Origin of the sequence: Phocaeicola dorei (genome assembly GCF_013009555.1) — a bacterium.
Classification (GTDB): Bacteria; Bacteroidota; Bacteroidia; order Bacteroidales; family Bacteroidaceae; genus Phocaeicola; species Phocaeicola dorei.
This window is the reverse complement of the sequence record NZ_CP046176.1, coordinates 2,356,466-2,376,121: the sequence shown is the minus strand read 5'-3', so window position 1 is coordinate 2,376,121 and position 19,656 is coordinate 2,356,466. Positions and strand designations below refer to the sequence as shown.

24 protein-coding genes and 2 pseudogenes are annotated in these 19,656 nt (G+C 44.5%); 10 read left to right on the top strand and 16 right to left on the bottom strand.

Features of this window, described 5'->3' with window-relative positions:
* Window positions 1–15: 15 nt before the first annotated feature.
* The 10 genes and pseudogenes from traM to GKD17_RS09765 all read right to left on the bottom strand — a co-directional run.
* Window positions 16–897, bottom strand: a pseudogene (gene traM / locus GKD17_RS09810) (conjugative transposon protein TraM); the annotation flags it as partial.
* A gap of 4 nt (window positions 898–901) precedes the next feature.
* Complete coding sequence (locus GKD17_RS09805) at window positions 902–1,195, bottom strand: TraL conjugative transposon family protein (protein ID WP_007838733.1); 294 nt, start codon at window positions 1,193–1,195, stop codon at window positions 902–904.
* A 12-nt stretch (window positions 1,196–1,207) separates the two neighbouring features.
* Window positions 1,208–1,831, bottom strand: coding sequence for a conjugative transposon protein TraK (traK, locus tag GKD17_RS09800; RefSeq protein ID WP_080549554.1), 624 nt, complete (start codon window positions 1,829–1,831; stop codon window positions 1,208–1,210).
* A 22-nt stretch (window positions 1,832–1,853) separates the two neighbouring features.
* Complete coding sequence (gene traJ, locus GKD17_RS09795) at window positions 1,854–2,861, bottom strand: conjugative transposon protein TraJ (protein WP_007838731.1); 1,008 nt, start codon at window positions 2,859–2,861, stop codon at window positions 1,854–1,856.
* An 18-nt stretch (window positions 2,862–2,879) separates the two neighbouring features.
* Window positions 2,880–3,509 carry a DUF4141 domain-containing protein gene (locus tag GKD17_RS09790; RefSeq protein ID WP_007838730.1) on the bottom strand — a complete coding sequence of 210 codons (630 nt, stop codon included), beginning with the start codon at window positions 3,507–3,509 and terminating at the stop codon, window positions 2,880–2,882.
* 41 nt (window positions 3,510–3,550) lie between these two features.
* Window positions 3,551–4,600: a hypothetical protein gene (locus tag GKD17_RS09785; protein ID WP_007838729.1), complete on the bottom strand. Its 1,050-nt coding sequence runs from the start codon at window positions 4,598–4,600 to the stop codon at window positions 3,551–3,553.
* A gap of 21 nt (window positions 4,601–4,621) precedes the next feature.
* A complete protein-coding gene (locus GKD17_RS09780; protein WP_032936597.1) occupies window positions 4,622–7,123 on the bottom strand; it encodes a TraG family conjugative transposon ATPase in 2,502 nt (833 codons plus the stop codon).
* Entirely contained in the window at window positions 7,120–7,452 is a 333-nt protein-coding gene (locus tag GKD17_RS09775) for a DUF4133 domain-containing protein (RefSeq protein WP_007838725.1), read from the bottom strand. Before GKD17_RS09775 ends, GKD17_RS09780 begins: the two co-directional genes overlap by 4 nt.
* Window positions 7,439–8,011 (bottom strand): MT-A70 family methyltransferase, encoded by a 573-nt coding sequence (locus GKD17_RS09770; RefSeq protein WP_007838723.1) that lies wholly within the window; start codon window positions 8,009–8,011, stop codon window positions 7,439–7,441. Before GKD17_RS09770 ends, GKD17_RS09775 begins: the two co-directional genes overlap by 14 nt.
* A gap of 12 nt (window positions 8,012–8,023) precedes the next feature.
* Entirely contained in the window at window positions 8,024–8,320 is a 297-nt protein-coding gene (locus GKD17_RS09765; protein ID WP_007838721.1) for a DUF4134 domain-containing protein, read from the bottom strand.
* Window positions 8,321–8,702: 382 nt separating this feature from the next.
* Here GKD17_RS09765 and GKD17_RS09760 point away from each other — a divergent pair, with 382 nt between their 5' ends.
* Together GKD17_RS09760 and GKD17_RS09755 are read left to right on the top strand one after the other, a co-directional pair.
* Window positions 8,703–9,269: an SLOG family protein gene (locus tag GKD17_RS09760; protein ID WP_007838719.1), complete on the top strand. Its 567-nt coding sequence runs from the start codon at window positions 8,703–8,705 to the stop codon at window positions 9,267–9,269.
* 308 nt (window positions 9,270–9,577) lie between these two features.
* Window positions 9,578–10,084, top strand: coding sequence for a hypothetical protein (locus GKD17_RS09755; protein WP_007838717.1), 507 nt, complete (start codon window positions 9,578–9,580; stop codon window positions 10,082–10,084).
* A 68-nt stretch (window positions 10,085–10,152) separates the two neighbouring features.
* Here GKD17_RS09755 and GKD17_RS09750 read toward each other — a convergent pair.
* Window positions 10,153–10,404, bottom strand: a pseudogene (locus GKD17_RS09750) (hypothetical protein); the annotation flags it as partial.
* On the opposite strand from GKD17_RS09750, the gene GKD17_RS23735 reads away from it, so the two are divergent.
* The gene (locus GKD17_RS23735; RefSeq protein WP_080549553.1) at window positions 10,401–10,907 is read left to right on the top strand and encodes a tyrosine-type recombinase/integrase; all 507 of its coding nucleotides are present in this window, start codon (window positions 10,401–10,403) and stop codon (window positions 10,905–10,907) included. The pseudogene GKD17_RS09750 and the gene GKD17_RS23735 sit on opposite strands and share 4 nt — an antisense overlap.
* 4 nt (window positions 10,908–10,911) lie before the next feature.
* Window positions 10,912–11,925, top strand: a complete 1,014-nt coding sequence (locus GKD17_RS09740) for a site-specific integrase (protein WP_032936794.1) — start codon at window positions 10,912–10,914, stop codon at window positions 11,923–11,925.
* 84 nt (window positions 11,926–12,009) lie between these two features.
* On the opposite strand, the gene GKD17_RS09735 is transcribed toward GKD17_RS09740, so the two are convergent.
* From GKD17_RS09735 to GKD17_RS09725, 3 genes are read right to left on the bottom strand one after another with little or no spacing between them, the layout of a single operon-like run.
* Window positions 12,010–12,807: an ImmA/IrrE family metallo-endopeptidase gene (locus GKD17_RS09735; protein ID WP_007838711.1), complete on the bottom strand. Its 798-nt coding sequence runs from the start codon at window positions 12,805–12,807 to the stop codon at window positions 12,010–12,012.
* Window positions 12,791–13,135, bottom strand: coding sequence for a hypothetical protein (locus tag GKD17_RS09730; protein WP_007838709.1), 345 nt, complete (start codon window positions 13,133–13,135; stop codon window positions 12,791–12,793). Before GKD17_RS09730 ends, GKD17_RS09735 begins: the two co-directional genes overlap by 17 nt.
* Complete coding sequence (locus tag GKD17_RS09725; protein ID WP_007838708.1) at window positions 13,122–13,814, bottom strand: hypothetical protein; 693 nt, start codon at window positions 13,812–13,814, stop codon at window positions 13,122–13,124. Before GKD17_RS09725 ends, GKD17_RS09730 begins: the two co-directional genes overlap by 14 nt.
* 152 nt (window positions 13,815–13,966) lie before the next feature.
* On the opposite strand from GKD17_RS09725, the gene GKD17_RS09720 reads away from it, so the two are divergent.
* The 6 genes from GKD17_RS09720 to GKD17_RS09695 all read left to right on the top strand — a co-directional run bounded on the left by GKD17_RS09720 (window position 13,967) and on the right by GKD17_RS09695 (window position 17,969).
* Entirely contained in the window at window positions 13,967–15,094 is a 1,128-nt protein-coding gene (locus GKD17_RS09720; RefSeq protein WP_007838707.1) for an SAVED domain-containing protein, read from the top strand.
* Between the two features lie 6 nt (window positions 15,095–15,100).
* Window positions 15,101–16,327, top strand: a complete 1,227-nt coding sequence (locus GKD17_RS09715) for a nucleotidyltransferase domain-containing protein (protein ID WP_007838706.1) — start codon at window positions 15,101–15,103, stop codon at window positions 16,325–16,327.
* Entirely contained in the window at window positions 16,320–16,727 is a 408-nt protein-coding gene (locus tag GKD17_RS09710; RefSeq protein WP_032936786.1) for a hypothetical protein, read from the top strand. Before GKD17_RS09715 ends, GKD17_RS09710 begins: the two co-directional genes overlap by 8 nt.
* A 12-nt stretch (window positions 16,728–16,739) precedes the next feature.
* Window positions 16,740–17,453, top strand: coding sequence for a hypothetical protein (locus GKD17_RS09705; protein WP_007838702.1), 714 nt, complete (start codon window positions 16,740–16,742; stop codon window positions 17,451–17,453).
* Window positions 17,450–17,734, top strand: a complete 285-nt coding sequence (locus tag GKD17_RS09700; RefSeq protein ID WP_007838701.1) for a hypothetical protein — start codon at window positions 17,450–17,452, stop codon at window positions 17,732–17,734. The genes GKD17_RS09705 and GKD17_RS09700 overlap by 4 nt, the downstream gene beginning before the upstream one ends.
* Before the next feature lie 97 nt (window positions 17,735–17,831).
* Entirely contained in the window at window positions 17,832–17,969 is a 138-nt protein-coding gene (locus tag GKD17_RS09695) for a hypothetical protein (protein WP_007838700.1), read from the top strand.
* A 467-nt stretch (window positions 17,970–18,436) separates the two neighbouring features.
* Here GKD17_RS09695 and GKD17_RS09690 read toward each other — a convergent pair whose 3' ends face one another.
* Window positions 18,437–19,198, bottom strand: coding sequence for a DUF4122 family protein (locus tag GKD17_RS09690; RefSeq protein WP_032936782.1), 762 nt, complete (start codon window positions 19,196–19,198; stop codon window positions 18,437–18,439).
* A 2-nt stretch (window positions 19,199–19,200) separates the two neighbouring features.
* The gene (locus GKD17_RS09685; RefSeq protein WP_007838698.1) at window positions 19,201–19,656 is read right to left on the bottom strand and encodes a DUF3408 domain-containing protein; all 456 of its coding nucleotides are present in this window, start codon (window positions 19,654–19,656) and stop codon (window positions 19,201–19,203) included.

The window sequence follows — 19,656 nt, the reverse complement described above, 5'->3', positions numbered from 1 at the left end:
ACAAGAAAATTTGCAAATTACACTCAGCCTTACACTCCGGCCGCTTGTGACGGTCTGGTCGCCATGCACACAGGCACGGATGGTGTTCCTCGTATGCCCGTCTGCGGTTTTCCCCACCGCTGTATGAAATCCGGAGTTCCCGCCCCGCGCCAACCTTGCCAGCAGTACGGAGTCGCTGGCCGGTTGCGGAAGCGACGAGACCACCGGAGTGGAAACCTGCCCCACGGGAACGGCTTTCGCTTTCCGGTTATTGGTTTCACCCTCTTCCTTCTTCGCGGATTCGTCACCGGGCATATATTTGGCAGCCAGCTCGTATGATTTCTCCAACAACGCCACTTGGTCATCGTAGGTCATCTGCGCGGGCTGTTGTCGCGCCGCTTCCTGCCGCAACTGCTCCACCTCGGCTTTCAACGCCTCCTTTTCAGGATCTTCCACCGGTTGTTGGTAAAAGTTACCGAGTGTGGCATTGATGTCGTTGTAGGCGGATGTGGACGAGGAAAAGGCTTCGCTTCTGCCATTACCACTGCCACGATAAGACGTGCCGCCGCTTTCAGGCTCCTTGTCCGGTGATATTTCCATGACAGCCCCGGCAGCTTCGTCCTGACCGTGCCCGTCTGCAAGCGCGGAGAAATCCTCCAGCGTGCGCATCTTCTCCGCCTGCCTGCGTTTCATGTCCGCCTGCTCGTAGGCGGCAATCTTGTCGGCCTCGATACCCGCCCCTCTCGGGTCGGGCAGTTCGGAATTGAACCCGGCACTCTTCTCTTTCTCCTGCCTGTCCTTCTTCGAGGGAGCGAAAATCAGCCACATGCAGCCGATGAACAGGAGGAACATCCCGGCGAAAACCAGGTATTTCCTGATTTCCTGCCTTTGTTTCAATTTGTTCGCATCATTACTCATTGTTTCATTTGTTGAATTGGTTAAAAAAATCTTCCATCTCGCGGATTTTCCTCTCCGGAAGTGTGTCCGCCGGGACAAAGTCCGGGATATCCAACGGGGCTATCTCGATGACCTCCCGTTTTGCATCCTCGCGTCCGATGTCGTATATGGCGCAGAAAATCATGTAGAAATTCCCCAAAGCGAACAGGACTGCCATCACGACGATGGTCATCATTCTCTTTTCAGGGCTCAGCCCGGCGCAGATGCCGCGCAATTTCTCTCCGGCCAAATCCCTGATTTTTATAAACATCTTTCTCATACATTCAAAAATTTAACGGTCATACACTCTTATATCCCTGTTCTCCACCACGCGGAAGGCTTCGAGAATGAAGCCGTGTGGGTTGTTGTCGCTGCGGGTGGAGTTGAGCAGCCTGCCCCGCGTGACGAGGCTGCGCTCCGTCACGCTCTTCTCCCTGATGATGGAAAGCCGGGCATACGCCACCACCTCATACGGGTAGGCGTTGAAATCACATTTCACGCTGTCAATCCCGATACGCTGGCTCATGTTGCCGGAAATAATCCTATTGTAGTAGCCTTGCTCTGCCAAATCCCGGTAATGGGAGTACGCGGAGCGGTCGCTCAGGAACATGGCCCGCCTGATATTGCCCTCGATTGCATCCTTGTCGGGAGAGAGCGAGAAAAACAGCTCGTGGAAGCGCCGGACATGCTCCCTGGCCTCCACGGGTCGGTTCTGTTCCAAGTCCTGGGAAAGGGCCAGCATGAGAGACTTCCCCTCATCCAGCACATAGATTTTCTGCCTCTGCGCCTCGGCGAAGCCGTATGCCTTCCACACGGAGAATCCCACAAGCAGGGTACACGCGCAGAGATAGACGATACCGAACAGGCGCAGGTGCCTGAAACTGGTCTCGATGTTTTTTAATGATTTGAATTCCATTCTGTAATTGTTTTTAAGATGGTTACTTCTTGATAAGCCTTCCGGCTATATTGCCTATTGCCGCCCCGGCTGCGCCCGCCGCCACGGAACCGGTCTTGGACGCCAGCTGGGTCACGTTCTTGCCGTAGTTGCCCGCGCCTCCTCCGGCCTGTACAATCCAGTTCGCCACTGTCGGGATGGTGAAATACCCGATAATGCCGATAATCAGGAAAGTGATGTAAACACCGTTCGAGCCGTCCGGAATAAAATTCGGATCGGAAAGCTGCTCGATGTCCTGCTGAAGCATCAACACCTGTATCTTGGCCAGCACGCTGCTGAAAAGGTCACTGACCGGAAGCCACAGGTAAATACTGATGTAGCGGACGAACCACTGGCTGAGAGAGGCTTGAAAGCCGTCCCAGCAGGATATGGCGAACGAGACGGGTCCCAGTATCGAAAGTACGACCAGGAAGAATGTCCTGAGCGTGTCGATGACAAGCGCCGCCGCGTTGAACATGAGTTCCAGCAGTTCACGGAAGAAATTCTGCACCGCCTTCTTCATGTTGTACATCGCGCGGTCCACGTACATCCCGCAGGCCTCTATCGCATCCAGCGCACCCAGTTCGTCCAGCTTGTTGTCGAAAGCCTCCTTATCGACCAGGTAGGCTGTTTCGGGGTTACGCTTCATCGCCTCGATATCCAGCCTGTCCTTCTGCGCCCGGTACTCGTTCATGTCGAAGGTCTGCGATTCCAGTATCGTATGCGTCCCTTTCACGATGGGTGACAGGATACTGTTCAGCGTGCCCAGCACAACGGTCGGAAAAAACATGATGCAGAGTCCCAAGGCGAACGGACGGAGAAGCGGGAAGACATCCACGGGTTCCGCCCTTGCCAATGACTGCCATACGCGGTAGGCCACGTAGAAGAGGGCACCCAGCCCCGCGATTCCTTTCGCCACGCCCGTCATCTGCGAGCATAGCGGCATCATATCCGTGTAGAGGTTTTGCAGGATCTGATGCAGGTTGTCGAAATTTGTTGCCAATAATACCATAAGCGGATCGGATTGGGGTTACCAGTAACGTTCGCTGGGTGAGCCGTAAAGGGCCATCACGCGGTCCAGGTCGTTCCGCTTCCTGGCTCTCAGATAGGAAACACCGATGTTCTTGTTCGTATAATACTGCACCAAGCTACGGTATTGCAGCATGTCGGTATAGCAGCGGTCGATGATATCCATCCGTTCCTTGTCGTTCATCGAGAGCCCGTTCTCGTTGACTACCGTCTTCAGGTCGTTCAGCAGGTGTGAGCTCTCCTCCAGCAGCTTCGTGTAACCGAGCGCGATGGCACTCAACTCTTCCGCCGTGAAATAGGGATCGCCCAGCATACGCTCGAAATTAATCACGTAGATGTCCGTGATGTCGCCGACCATGAGGATGGTCTGCTGCACCTTGCGCGCGTCGCGGACAAGGTTCTTGACCTTGCGCAGGCCGTCATAATATTCCTTGCCCTGCTTGTAAATCTTCACGGTCTCCTGAAAATTATTGAGCATGTTGCCTGCGGTGGAAGACGTGTGAACGATGTTCTTGGCGGCATTGATGATGCCCTGGGCAAGATTGCCGGGGTCGCTCACGACCCATTGCGCTTTCGCTGTGAGACTGATGAAGAAACAGCCCATACACAGCGTGAGGATTTTCTTTTTCATGATGTTTCTGTTTTAATTGGTGAATAAAAATCTGTTGAAAGTCAAAGTCCCATTTTTCGCCCTTTGGACGGCGGGTTACGGAGGATAGGCTTGTGTACCGGTCTCGGACGGTCTACCTCTGCCACTTTTTCTTTCCCGTGTCTGAGGGATGCGAAGAACTCGTCAGCATACGGTCTGCGGCTGGTAACCCGGACTAATCTGTCATCCAGTTCTTTGTAGGCTTTCTGTGCCTGACGGGATTGTTCTTCCGGGGCTGCGGTCTTGTCAATACCGTATTTGATCAGAAAATCCGGTTGCACATTGATAAGGTCGTTTGAAGCATCCGGTGACACGGCGATACGCCCCAATTTGTCAAGCTCCCGGTCAAGTCCCTCAAGATAGAAGTCCGGTAGACGGACTCCGGGGATATTCTCGACCGCCTTTTCAGCCGCCGCGCACATCTCGACTTCTATACGGGGAATGTTCATCCTGACATCAGGCTCAATGCAGCAGTCATCCCTGTCCATCAGATAGCTTTCGAGCCATTCATAGGTACTGCATTTGTCCTCAATGCCATAGCGCAGCTTGACGTAGGTCGATGGCACCATGCTGTGTGAGGCGAGTTCGCATAGTTCAGATACATCCCGGCCCTTTCTCTGGAAGTCCAATATTCTTATTGCGGACATTACTTCACTATGTGGCGGGCGTTCAATTCTATCCATCGGATATTTCGTACATCCCCAATCACGCATAACGGTGTACATTGCGAGCAAACCATGCACTGATGTGGCTTCCCGTGGTGGGATATCCGTCAGTTGAGAGCCGTGTTTCGCCATAAATGGAGTATCCGTCAATACATCCATCATATCCACGGATTCCTTCTTCATCGTTGATGTGGGAGAATCGAAGGGTTCGGATTTCGCTATCAGCAGGGCGATCTGTTCAATAGCTTTTTCCGAATGACTGTACTCCCGGATAAGCTTTACAAGTTCCCCGTGATTGTACACACTGGCAAGACGCTTGGCTTTTTGAGCAATCTCCTGCAATTCCCGGTAGTCCGGTTCCCGGAAGCGACCGACAATCCGATGTCTTATCCATTCGGTAAATTTCATGTCTTTCTTGATTTTTGAATGTTACTTACTGTTACGTTTGCTCTCTGCGAGCTGCCTTATTGCAAGCTCTATGTTGCCGCCCAGCTTTTCTGCAAGCCGCATGAGTTCAAGTTTCTCGCTCTCCTCGGTCGTGTAGCAATAGTACTCCTCAAGCGATACCTCCGTGGCATAGACCGCTGATTGTGTACCGCCCAGACCGATCCAGACTTCCTTGTATTTTCGGGAAGGGTTGTTCGCCATGTTGATGGAAAGTATCTGCGCCCGCTCCTTATCGGTCAGGCCGAGCAACGCCTGTATCTCATCGAACTTGTTGACATATTTCCGTTGGTCAAGAAGAATCTTACAATCGCTGTTGTTGATGATGGTCCCCTTGACAATCGGTGACGAGACGATATCCTCGATCTCTTGCGTGACGACGACAGCCTCGCCGAAGAATTTTCGGACCGTCTTGAAGAGATACCGCAGATATTCCGCCATGCCCTCCTTGCTGATGGCTTTCCATGCTTCTTCCAGCAGTATCATCTTGCGGATTCCCTTCAACTTCCTCATTTTGTTAATGAAGGTTTCCATGATGATAATGGTTACAATCGGAAACAAGACCTTGTTGTCCTTGATATTGTCCAACTCGAAGACAATGAACCGTTTACCAAGCAAATCAAGCTGTTTGTCGGAATTGAGCAGGTAGTCATACTCGCCTCCACGATAGTAAGGTTCAAGCACATTGAGAAAGTTGAACACGTCGAAATCCTTCTCGCGGGTGCGCTTTGCTTTCAGGATGTCCTGGTACTCGTCACGGATGAATTCGTAAAAACTATTGAACGAGGGCCTGATGCTCCTGTCCTTGCGGATATTCTCCAAAAAGAGGTTCACGGCATTGGAAAGCGCCACCTCTTCGGCACGTGTCGGCGGCTCGTCGTCACGTTTCCAAAGGGTGAGGATAAGCGTCTTGATGGATTCCTTTTTCTCAATATCGAACACCCCGTCCTCCACGTAGAAAGGATTGAAGGCTATCGGGTTATTCTCCTCGTAGGTGAAGTAGATGCCGTCCTCGCCGTGCGTCCGGGCATGGATAAGGTTGCACAGTCCCTGATAGGAATTGCCGGTATCCACCAGAAGCACGTGGGTCCCCTGTTCATAATATTGGCGCACCATGTGGTTGGTGAAGAATGACTTGCCGGAGCCGGAGGGTCCGAGGATGAATTTGTTGCGGTTGGTAATCGTACCGTTCCTCATCGGCAGGTCGGAAATGTCCAGATGGACGGGCTTGCCCGTCAGCCGGTCCACCATGCGGATACCGAAAGGCGAAAGCGAATCCTTGTAGGAGGTTTCCCCGATGAACAGGCACAATGCCTGCTCGATGAAGGTGTAAAAACTCTCCTCGAACGGGAAATCACCCGCATTGCCGGGTATGGCCGCCCAGAACAGGGTCGGCACGTCCACCGTGTTATGGCGCGGCTTGGCCTCCATCAATGCCAGCTGGCTGCCGACATCGTTCTTGACACGCTTCAGCTTCTCCCGGTCATCGCTCCATGCCATGACATTGCAGTGCGCGCGGATGGAGGTCAGCCCCTTGCTGTGCGCCTCGTTCAGGTATTCCTCGATCCACTCGCGGTTAATCTGGTTGGAACGGCTGTAACGGGAAAGCGAGTGCATGTTCCTCGCCGTCTGCTCGAACTTGCGCAGGTTCTCCGCCGAATCGTCGATGAAGAGGTACTGGTTCACGACATGGTTGCACGTGAGCAGGATGCCTATCGGCGCGGCGAAGGAGAGCCGGCAGTCGCTGCGGTCGGTGGAGAGCCGTTCGTAACGGCAGTCCGTGGTGACATTCGAGGGCAGGTCTTCCGGGTCGGAAAGGGTGTGCAGGCAGAGGTAGTTGTCGCCTATCCTCATCTCCCCGGTACCGAGTGTCAGGTCCTGCAAGCAGGCGGTGTCCTCCTGCGAGAGCGAGAAATACTTCTCGATGATTCCCGCCGAGGTGTCCGTCCCGGTAATCTCCCCGTCCGTCAGGCGTACCATGCGGAGCAGGCCGCTGTCGTTGACGATGCGCTCGAACTGTTCGCAGCACTCCATGAAACGGGTGACGGTCTCCTTGTCCGTCATCTCCTTCGGAATGATGAAGCTCCGCGTGAGGGCGTTGTAACTGCTCGTCGTGCGGCTGCGTTCCCTGCTCGTTTTGGTAAGGAACAGGTAGCAGGTGTGCTGCAAATACGGTCGCTCGTTGAAATGCCGCTCGAAACTGCGGCTGAGAAAACTCAGGTCATCCTTGCAGATATCGGGACGGTAGCTTTCCTCGATGAAGAAGTCCTGCTTGTGAACGATGCTGTAGTTCGGCAGCACCTTGACCGCCTTGGCCCATGTCGAATGGACGGCCTCGTATTCCGCCTGCGTGAGCGTGAAGAGTTCGGGCAGCTCCACCCTGTAGGCCACGGTGACGTCCGCGTCCTTGCTGATGATGCATCCGTGCTCCACGGCCAGCAGCGGAAACTTGCTTTCCAGCGTAGTTGTTTTCATTACGTTTCTCATACTTTTCTTTTTTTGGAGGTTGGAGAAATCAACCGAAGGAATTTCCTCCGGTTGATGATGTAGCGGGGATGGCTGCGCAGAGCTTGGAGTTTCATAAGCCCCCATTCGCCGTACTTCGTGTTCATGCGGAAAGTGGCCCAGACAAGCACCAAAGCGGAAACGACACCGAAACCGATGCAGACCCACTGGCCAATGCCCGCCATATACATGATGACGAACACCACGAACAGGGCGAGCAGCCCGCCTGCGAAGATGAACAGGTACTGGCTTTTGAGCCCTTTGAATTCCGGACTGCGGCCTATCCCCTTGTTGATACTAAATTTCGCCATGGTATTCCGTTTTTTCTAAAAATGCAGTGCAGTCCACTTCATTCCCCCATATGTCCCAGCCGGTACGCGGCCTGCGGGCGAACAATTCCAGCTTCCGGGCATCCGGATACAAGCGTTCAATGATTCCGTAACTGATTTCCGGCTTCCGGCTGTGCCCGGCAGCCTTTTCCTCGAATACCGTCGTTATGGAACCTCTTGCATCCAAAGCCACCGGAGTGAACTTCCCGTGATAAAAAAACAGGAGGTATTCGTGCGAAAAACGCACTGAGAAGCAGGGGGCAATTCCGTTTCCTTTATTCCAGACCAGACGGGCGTGCAGACGATAGCCCAGTTCTGCCATCATGCTCTCACTTTCATGCAGGAATTTGTCGATGGTCCACAGAAAGAACAGATGGTCATTCACGGCCTGGTCCATAAATCCGGCATGGATATCCTTGATTTCGGACATGGCCAGTGTCGGGTAATCCAACTTCCTGCCCTGCAAAGGCCGGCATTTACGGATTCCGCCTTTCGTCTGTTTCCAGGGCGGATCCGACAGAATCAGATTGTATTTTTCCATGAGGCTGCAACTTTAGAGGAAGAACGAGCGCAGGATAGTCGCGGCGACAATCAAAAAAATACAGGCGCCAAACCAGCTGGCGGCCGTCTTGCTCGTGTCGGGGTCGCCTGACGAGAACTTGGAGTATACCTTAACTCCTCCGATCAGGCCGATGACAGCTCCGACGGCGTAAATCAACTTGGTACCCGGATCGAAGTAGGAAGTGACCATGTTGGTGGCTTCCGTAATCCCGCCGATACCGTTACCCTGGGCGAAAGCCCCGACTGTCGCAAGCAGCATGGAAGCTGCCAAAAAAAATCTTTTTTTCATGTGTCGAAAAATTTAATTGGTGAGACAAAAAATCATTTCGACGGCGAATATATAGTGTTTAATTCGTTGATTTACAAACCTTACGACCTGTGACACCGTATGTCATCACGTTGCACTGGCAAGGGTTTTCAAGATGACGGAAAATGGGTTCCAGGCAGCGGACAACAGGTAAAAGTATAAGTGGAGAACCGGTCCTTCATTTCTCCCCGGCAAAGGTAGTCCCGTGTCCCGGCGGCTTGTGCAAGGCGACCCTTCGGGTTGGTTGCCCGTGGAAAAATCATCCTCGCACGCTGCGGTATTTTTCCATGGCAAGCCTTGCACAAGCCCGGACAGGGACGGAACGGCCGGCAAGAAATAAAAGACCGTCCAAATTGCACGGTATATGTCAAATGAAAAACAAAAGATTATCATGGAAACAGGAAACAGTCTGGCAGCGGCATTCACGGGACACCGGAAGGAACGTATGCTGCAAGGAGGCGGAAACAACCCGCGATTGACAGGGGAAATACGAAACGCGGTATTGCATGAGGTTGTCGAACTATACAAGAAAGGCTATCGCGTCTTTTACACCGGCATGGCCTGCGGGTTCGACATGACGGCGGCGGAAGCCGTGTTGCAGGCAAGGGAGGAATATGGGGATATCATGCTTGTGGCGGCGGTGCCATTCAGGAAACAGCCCTTGTGGTTCGACGCGGAAGACCGGTTGTTATATGCCCGTCTGCTGGAAAAGGCGGACAGGGTGGTCATGGTTTCCGAGAATTACCACAAGGGATGTTACCTGCGCAGGGACGAATACATGGTACGCAAGGCGGATATTGTCATAGCCTATTGGGATCTCGTACCGGAGGGAGGCACGTTCTATACGGTAAGCAAGGCATTGACAAGCGGCAAGCCTGTCATCAACATCCATGAAATGATGAAGTGCCGGCAGCTTGTCCGTATCGGATAAAAAGTTCGAGTCAGAACGGTATGCGTCAAACGGAATCATGAACAAAGGGCGGCCATGAAACAAGAAACCGGATTGTGGCATTTGTGTAGCTTATGCAAATTAACACAATCCGGGAAACAAGTCGGAATGGACACACAGGATATATTAAGAAACTATAACTTGAGCGTCTGGGGAAAACCGGTATTTTTGTCTCTATAAATCAATACGGTAGTATACTGAGAGGCGGTATCCGATATCCGGAAGCGACTCACAATGATATGTACCGCCTTGTGTATCGGATAATAATGTTGAATCAAAAACCATGAACCATGAATGAAAACTGGCCTGAGATTGTAGCGGATTTGTCACCCTATCTTAAACCGGAAGCGGTAAAGGGGGATTATCTGCGGGATATAGGATATTGCCTGAGGTATCTCGGATGGAAGAAAACCAACGGGACAATGGTGTTCCGGGATGTGAAGCCTTCCGGCGGGGACGGTTCCGGACAGCCCGATATCCTGCTGTGTAAAAAAGGCAAGGACGGCGTTCCCTCGCCGGCTCTTCCTGTTGTAATAGAATTACCGGACCGGGAACCGTCCGGACGGCTGGCACTGTCAATGCGGCTGTTGAAGCTTGATATCGGCTTATATATAGGAAAAAATATCAGATTGTATTATCAGGCTCCCGGTTACAAGGATGAACCGGTCTGCGTATTCACGGCGGACTTTCAGAAAGATGACATGAACGGAAGCGCCATTTGTGACCTGCTTCTTTATGACAGCTTCAGTCCGGACAAGATGGTCGATTTTGTAACGGATGCCTTACGCAGGTTATAGGCCACTTCAATATTAAAAGTCATTTTTATTCACTATTGAATAAAAATGACTTTTAATAAGATATAGTTTTACTCCCCAGGGTAAATTATATCGGAATCCGTTTCCTGCTGTTTCTTACGCTCCTCCTTTTTCTCTTTTTGAAGTTTCTTCCTGACTTCCATTTCCTTCATAATCTGTTTCAGCGGCTTGACCGTTTCAGGTTCCTCACGCTTGAACCGCTTGAAATAGATGTGCTCTATAAACTGGGGAAGCGGAGTTTTCCACGGTTCCTGCTTATAATTGTCTATCTTTCCGAGCTTGTCGGGGTTAAGTCCCAATTCATTTATTATGTAAAGATGTTAATCTTAAAGATAATCATATTGTCTTACGTGATAACAAGAATGGCAGGGATCGTATAGTGCCAATTTCAGATTCTCTTGCTATCGTTTATGAAGAATACCTAAAGCATAGCGAACAATATCGCATCAACTACAATTCGGAGCGCTTTTTTATAAAACCAAATGGAAAGCCTTTCGGTAGTGAAGCTGCCTATAAATGGTTTAGAAAATTGATATATGAAGCTGGGATCTCCTATCAAGGTAGGGGCATCGGACCAAGACTGCATGGTTTCCGGCATACGTTTAGCGTACACACACTTGCCTCAATGGCAGAAAATGGGTTGGATATGTATTATTCTTTACCTATTCTATCTGCTTACCTCGGACACCAGTCTGTTGCATCAACTGACAAGTACGTAAGATTAACAGCAGAAATGTTTCCGTTAATACTTCAGAAAACCAATGAGTTATTTCCTTATTTATTCCCCGAAATTTATAAACGATAAGAATATGAAACCAACAGATTTTGCTAAAAAGCTCACTGATTTTCTATCCAAATACCTTCCCTGTGAACGAGGTCTGAGCACAAATACCATAGAATCGTATAAAACAACCTTTATATTGTTCATTACTTTTATGGAAGAAAAGAAAAATATAGCAGTTAATAAATTAGCAATAAAAAACATCACTAAAGAAAATATTATTGCTTTTTTAGAATGGTTACAATCTGAAAGACATTGTAGTACTGCTACGAGAAATGTACGTCTTGCAGCATTACATTCCTTCTTCCGGTACCTTCAATATGAAATGCCAGAAAACCTGAATGAATGGCAGCAAATATTGTCTATCAAGGCAAAAAAAAACATCAAGAAGAATGTCAACTATCTAACTGTCGATGGTATTCAACTTTTGTTGCAACAACCAGATCAGTCAACTAAAAAAGGCAGACGTGATTTAGCAATGCTGTCTTTAATGTACGATTGTGCAGCCAGAGTACAAGAAATCATCGATTTAACACCGGCTATGATACGCTTGACAAAGCCTTATACGATAAAAGTTATTGGAAAAGGTAATAAACCAAGAATAGTACCGTTAATGGAGAAACAGGTTATCCATTTGAAACGATATTTGGTAGAGAATAAATTACTTGAAAGCCATGCAAATTTCAGTCCACTTTTTTCCAATAGCCGCAATGAAAAGTTCACAAGGCAAGGGATTGCAAATATTTTACAAACTTATGCCAACGCTGCGAGGGTTAAGGATTCGACATTAATCCCTAAACTATCTCCACATTCTCTAAGGCATTCAAAAGCGATGCATCTTTTGCAAGCTGGTGTCAATTTGGTTTATATCCGTGATATTCTCGGACATGAATCTGTTCTGACTACCGAAATCTATGCAAGAACTGATTCTAAACAAAAGCGGGAAGCAATAGAAAACGCCTATGTAGATGTAATTAACAAGGAATCTCCAATATGGGTTGGAAACGATAATCTATTAGATTGGTTGAAAAACTTCAAGTAATTATCTGAACTAATAGCAATAATAAAACAGCCACTTTCCTAAAATGAAAGTAGCTGTTTATGTTTCCTATATGCCATTTATGGATCAATCCTCCCAGAATAGACTTAAAGCAGAATTTTTATGAGTGATGCAATGTTCATAGAATTTTCTTTGTAGATCTTCATCTTTAACGTATTTGAAACAATCTATAGCCCAGACTTGCTCCGTTCGAAAAACCTCTGCAATATGATTATTATTAAAATAATCTCCCATTACTGTGTTTCGTGGTACGATTTTGTCATTAATCATCCATTTGAAGGGAAAATCCTCACTTGAATAGGACCATCTTATAATATTATTTTCTGCATATACTATTAAGAGAGGATAATTTCCAATATCTGCAAATCGCAAAGCACAAGCTGTTCTACTTATTTTATATTCAGCCCTCAAGTAATCTATCACCTCAATGCCGAATTTCTTATTCCCAATGTCTTTGCGAAAACGTTCTTCAGGCATTAATAAGCAGGCGGCAAAATAATCAGCTTCACGTTCAATAGAAAAATATTGAGCTTTATTGGTAAGAGATGGATGTGGTTCTAATAATCCATTTTTCAAACCAATTCTATGTGTGTCAATAAAATAATGACCGAGTTCGTGTGCTAAAGTAAATCTTCCTCTATCTGTATCGGCTCGGTTACCATTGTATGTATTAATATGAATATAAAACTTCCCATTATCATAAATAGTCATTCCATCAAAAGTATTACTTTCGTAGTTATCATAAAATACATCTAAGTTCTCATCAGCGACAATCTTTTCAAGCGGCGTTATTTTTTCATCGAACTGTAAAGCAATATATTCTGCTAATTTCCTAATTTTTAATCTATTATTCTTCGCTATCATTGTTCTTGCGATGCTTTTTAGTCATTTTATCAAGAATATGTTTAGAAACTTCTTGCCCTTTTCTTGCAACCATTCTCAATCCTTCTATTTCATTTTTCAGTTCATCAGTTTTTTCGATATGAAGCACTTTTGTACCGCAAGAACAAATTTTCCCTTCAACTATGGACTTCGCATCAATTGAAATGTCTTTTAATTTGAAGTCATAATCAGCATACAATTTATCAAACCTTGCAAGTTCCAATTCATTTGTTGGAAATAAAAATCCGGTAGAACGGAACCACTCTTCCAAATTCTGATTGTTGATTTTATGTTTATTATCTGTTCCCATTAACTTTGTTTATATAATTATTGACAAGATCGGTTGCCTCTTTTCTATATACTCTGATGGAAGCTTGTGTCAACTCCAATTGTTCTTGTAACTTATTACTTACAGAACGTGGAATGTTTTTATCTTTATCTGGTTTGTATGCTAAATAAGTGAAATAGATTATTCTATGTTTTGGTGAAAGCCCTTGTAGTGCCCTTTCCAGAAAACTTAAATTCTCTTTTAATTCCTTTTGTTTCTCAAGATCCTCTGGAGCATGCACCTTAATAAGTCCGTCCACATCATTAATTAGTGACAAATCTTCCTCTTTTGTAGGCTGAGCGCAAGTGTCCCTATTCTTAAAAAGCAATATTTGGGTGAATAATATTTTATACATCCATAAAAGAATGGCCTTATCAACATTTTTAGTATTTGCTTTTTTCATATTAAAAGTATGAGCGTTTTTCCATACTTTATCAAAAGTACATGTTGCTGCTAAAAAAGCAATAGCTTCATTATATTCAAATTTAGAACATAGGACCTCGGATTTTTGCAATATATCTCGTTGATATCGAGCTTGGAATACATAGAATGCCATTTCTGCCTCATTGGGAAATTCATCTTTGAATGAGATATATTCCAACAATTCAGAACCAACCATACTTTCAAAATCTATCTTTTCTGTCATTACGTCACTTTTCATATATATACTAAAAGCGTTACTAACGGAATTGGTATATTGTTGAAGGGGATACCAATTATTCTGCAAATATAGATATATATTATAGAATAACGGGATTTTATCCTAACGGAATTTGTATATAATAAAATGGTGGTGAATAAAATAGATACAGAATGAGCGTAACAAACATTACTATTAAAAAACAGAATCTCCTATGGGCAGTCTCTGGTGGGAGATGTGAATATGAAGGATGCAATAGGATATTGTATACAGATATATTGACAAAGAAAAAATATAATAGCGCCTATATTGCCCACATAGTAGCGGACAAACCAGATGGTCCAAGAGGTGATACTGTACGTTCCAAACTACTTTGTGATGACATAAGCAATTTGATGCTATTATGTAATGAGCATCATAATTTAATAGATAAAGTGGACGTAGAAGGGCATCCTGAATCTCGGTTATTAGTTATGAAACATCAACATGAAGAACGTATTAGACGAATAACGGACATAGCCCCCAATATGTCCAGTGAAATAATCTTATATGGAGCGAATATAGGGAGTAACAATTCTCCCTTATCTTACCAATCTGCATGTGAAGCATTGTTATATGATTATTATCCGGCAAGCGATAATGCCATAGAATTAAGGATGAAGAATGTGCCGTTTACGGATGATACTGACACTTATTGGGTGATAGAAGAAGCTAATCTTTGTGAACAGTTTAAGCTACAAATAAAGCCACGATTGATGCAAGGAAATACTGATCATTATTCTGTATTTGCACTCGCACCGCAGCCACTACTTATAAAATTGGGAGTTTTATTGAACGATTTGAATGATGTAAAAGTATATCAAAGACACAGAGAACCTTTTACGTGGAAGTGGCAGTCGATGATATCCAATGATATAGAATATATTCTACATGAACCTGCTAATAAAACGAAAATTCCCGTACTCGTATTTAGTTTGAGTGCAACAGTGACACATGATAGAATACAAAAGGCTCTTGGAAAAAATACAAGTATATGGGAAATCACAATAAGTGGTACACCTAACAATGATTTCTTAAAAACAGAAGCATTATTATCTGATTTTCGTCGTACGGTCAGAAATGCTTTTGACAAAATCAAATTCCATCATGGTTGTACAGAATTACATGTTTTTCCAGCTATGCCAGTCTCCGCATCTGTTGAATTGGGTAGAGTGTGGATGCCTAAAGTTGATATGCCTATGGCAATCTATGATGCGAATAAGTTAAAAAATGATTTTTATAAGACAATAATAATTAAATAAACAGATATGCTGACACAAGAAGAAAAAAAGCAATTCAGTGAAATTTTAGAAACACTCGGCGAAACATTGGACATCACGGAAACCCAATATAACACCGCAGTTAGTAGTTATGGTGCAGTAGGTGAATGGCTGGCAAAGCCTGAATCATCGCTTGCTCCATATAAACCGGTCGTTCGCCCGCAAGGTTCATTCATGCTTGGAACAATGATCAAACCCATTTGTGAAGATGATGATTTGGATATTGACTTAGTGTGTGAACTAACAGGCAAAAATCCACAGTGGACACAATATCATCTCAAACAAGTGGTCGGAAATCGACTTAAAGCAAACGAGACTTACAAAAATATGCTTGATAGAGAAGGACGAAGATGTTGGACATTGATGTATTCTGATAGTGCCAATTATCATATGGATATACTTCCGAGCCTTGTTTGTAGTGGATATAATATTGTACTTGAAAAAGCCTTTTCGGATACAGCATTGGAGAAAGATTACGAATCATTAGCAATACGTATAACAGATAATAAACAAAACAACTATTATACCGACACGATTGCTGAAAACTGGATGAAAAGCAACCCCTTCGGTTATGGTAGATGGTTTTTCAATGCAGCTAATGTTGTCTCATTACGTAAATCCATAATGTTGGCGGAAGCTGTAAGTCCTGTTCCGAAATATAATAAAGAGAAGTTACCACTTCAGCGGGTTGTTCAAATTCTGAAACGACATCGTGATATGATGTTTGACGGAGATGAAGATAAACCGATATCCATTATTATTACAACTTTAGCTTCAAGGGCATACAACAAAGAAACGTCTATCATAGATGCATTGACGAATGTGAGTACCAATATGCGGAATTATATCGAGAGTCGCTATGACTCAAGCATAGGCAGAACTATTAAATGGATTCCAAATCCGGTGAATCCCGAAGAGAACTTTGCTGACAAATGGGTAGAACATCCGCAGCGAGAAAAGAACTTTTATAAGTGGCTCAATCAGGTTGAACAAGACATTCAAACTATAGTTCAACAACGGGGATTGCATAATATTTCTGAATCTATGGGAAAACCATTTGGCGAAAAAATTGTAACAAAGGTTTTTTCAGCATTGGGTAGGAAAAATTTTAATCTTCGGGAAAATGGAGTATTAAAAATGGCAATAGGTACAGGGATTCTTAGTACAGTTGGTAGTGTCACTGCTGCTGCACACAATTTTCATGGTAATGATTAAAAAACAAGAAATTTCACTAATGATACAAGCTCTTAAGCTTCAGTCTTACTTCCCTGATTCTAAATATTCAATTAGGTTAAATACTCTTGTTTGGAAAGGTCATATACAACCAACCTGCTTAAGCCCCAAATATCTGATTAAAGTTGTTTACCACCGGGAAAGCCATCCTAATGTCTATGTTTTAGCTCCAAAACCTTTGACATTAGCCAAAGGGGAAACGAGACTTAAGCATGTGTATAACACAGAAAAACAACACCTGTGTATATATTATAAAAGGGCAAAAGAATGGGATGAGTCTCAATTTATTGCAGATACAATTATTCCTTGGACAAGTGAATGGTTACTTCATTATGAAATCTGGGTTGCCACAGGTATTTGGCATGGTGGTGGAATACATTAAAACTATAAAAATATGAATAATAAAATTTTAGCTGTTATTTTTTCTTCGTTATTGCTGGTGTCGTGTGCCTCAATACCCAAAGAAGCCGTAACCCTGTCGAAAACGATAGGCTCGGATTTGCAAATTTTGCATAATTCTCAGCGTAATATGGTACAACTATATTATAACGGAATAAAGCATAACATAAATGCTTTCATCGACGATGTGTATGCTCCGTTTATCATCCATCATGTTTTAGAAATAGAGCTAAATAAGCATAAAAGAGGCGAATCGTCAATATACGGAATTATAGAAAATGCCGGGAAAAAGGGTGGTAAAGATGAGACGGAAGAAGCCTTGAATGTTATGTTGGAATTTCAAGAGGCAGCAAATCGACAGATAAATATGAAAAAAAATGAATTGCTTTCTCCTATACTACAGCAAGAAAGAGAAGTATTGAGTGCAATAGACCAATCCTATCAAAATACGATATATGCCAATACAACTCTAACTGCTTATCTTGTATCAGTTCGTAAAATCAAAGAAAGCCAAAACGAAGCACTTTCCATTGCTGGTCTTAATGGTTTAGATACTACAGTTACCAATCAATTGGTCGAGTTATCAAGTTTTGTAGATGTGATTCTTGACAAAGGGGAAAAGATTAACATTAAAAGTGACAAAGCCCAACAGCAAATCGAAGATATAGCAAATAAAATCAAAGAATTAACTAATAAAATAACAAAATGAAAACAAACAGATTTTCTGAATCATTTGCCAATGCAGATGCAGTGTTTAACGGCATGTATAGTTCTGAACTAAGACAGTTAAAAGGATTATCAAAGGAGGAAATTAATGCAATCGTACCTGCATCAAACAGTATGCAAACCTATCAAGCATTAGTGGAAGTTGTAGAGAAAGCCTCTAAAGATAATTTGGCACAAGCCCAACTTATATCGAAAATAAAAAGTTTAGGTACTTCAGCGATTAAATTAGCCAAGAAAATCCCTGGCTGGGCTACATTGTTTTAATATTAAACAGGTATAAGAAAATTCGCTATTTAAGAACTATTTTTGACAGGAATCAATCCACCTGTATTGTTTGGATTGGAAATATAACTTTAAGGTAATGGCTAAAAAAGTTACAGGTAAAGCCGCTGCCAGTGCCGCTTCAAAAGTATTAAGAGACGGACGGACAAGTGCTGCAAGTAAAACTGCTGCAGCAAGCGCACTTTCTCAAAGAGAAAAAGGGGGAAAGAGAAAATAAGCAGTAAAAGCAAAGAGCGTAGTGCTTTTTTGAACTATGCTCTTTCTTAATATTTTCCTTTTTTCGTGGACGTTAAATCGAACTACTTCATAAAACCTATGTATATCTGTAGTCTTGTTTTATATTAATATGAATTATAATGGAAAGTATGTCTAATTATGGGTATTGATACGACGCTATTTATCACCAATTAGTAGCCTGAACTTTACATAATTTATAAGTTTCCATAACGCGGGTCATCTGCACTTATTTGTCGGAAAGGCGGTGACGTTTTTGCGCCACTATCCATTTTTCCAATATCGCTTTTGTCACTGCCATAATCATTCATTTTTGCAAAGATAAGAAGCCTGCCATACAATAAGGCATGAATATCCGAATTTTATCTAATGGAATCTTTTAAAAGTAAAAAAGGGCACACCGATATCACATCGCCATGCCCTAAAAACTATGACAGCAAAAAGACACAATTAAACGAATTTATCTATATTGAAAGTTTCCATTTTCCTGGATGTGGCCTTTCGTTTTGAAAGCGGTCTGCCCGATTCATCCAGACATTCGCTTACCAACCGGTTCACCTTTTCCTGGTTGCTCAATTTGTCTGTAAGAAAAGAGAGTATAACCGTGTCCTGCATCTTATGATGTATGGTAGTGGCAGCACGGATAGCCTTCTGTTCATCCGGATTTTCAGACATCAGCACCTCCGCCACATTGTTTATGTCCTCGAAAGTCATGGCTGTATCAAAATCCGGGTCAGGCTCGGCATCTACAGGAGACATCAACTCTTCTTTCTCCTCCCTGGTCAGCCCCCTGTCCTCCTGCGCCACATCATCCGGACGGATCTCCTCATCTTCTTCTATGGGTTCTTTTTTCATGGGTTCGGAACGGATGGGAGTTTTTCTTGCCACTTCCGGGTCTTCCAAATAGACAATCTTTGTCTTTCCGATCACGTCATCACCAGCGGGAGACAACGCAGTTGCCTTTGGCTTGTCTTGTGGTGTGGCTGTTTCTGTTACAGATTTCCCACGTATTGCCTTTTTGCGGGCATTACGAGCCTTTCGCCTCGTACGTTCCTTGCGATGTTTCCATAGCCTGATACGGACAATCCGCATCAAATGGTAAACTTTCTCCCATCTGCCATACATTTGCCGGTTGAAGATGAATATCCACAAGTGCCATAATATAAAAGTCACGCATGTAATTTTTACTGTAAAATAGAGTGCCGTTTCCATAATCATAAAGGTTGGGTGATACATTTCGTGTACAATTCGGACATTTCATTCTCATATCTTTTCAGATGCTCATCTATAATCTTGCTTATATAGCCGGACATGGATGCATCCGGAGCGACGACCGCCAGAAAGCGTTTGATATGGGTATGGCTGTCCCTGTCTATATAAACCTGTATACGGCTGGCAATAGGATAATTATCCAGATAGGTCGCTCTGTATGCGGCGATTCCTAAATGTTTTGTTATTGGACTATTGGCAAGTTTCTCTATGACAATCGGTGAAACACTCTCTTGTCCATTGACAGGTTTAACTTCATCAACTGCTTCAACAGAAGTAACCTGAGCCGTTACCCTGTTTCTTTTGTTTTTACAAACTTTCCTGCAAATGAACAACCCGAATCTGTATAAGGTATAAATGGAGCAGGCAATGGCTGCAAATTGAAAAATAATCTGTGTCAT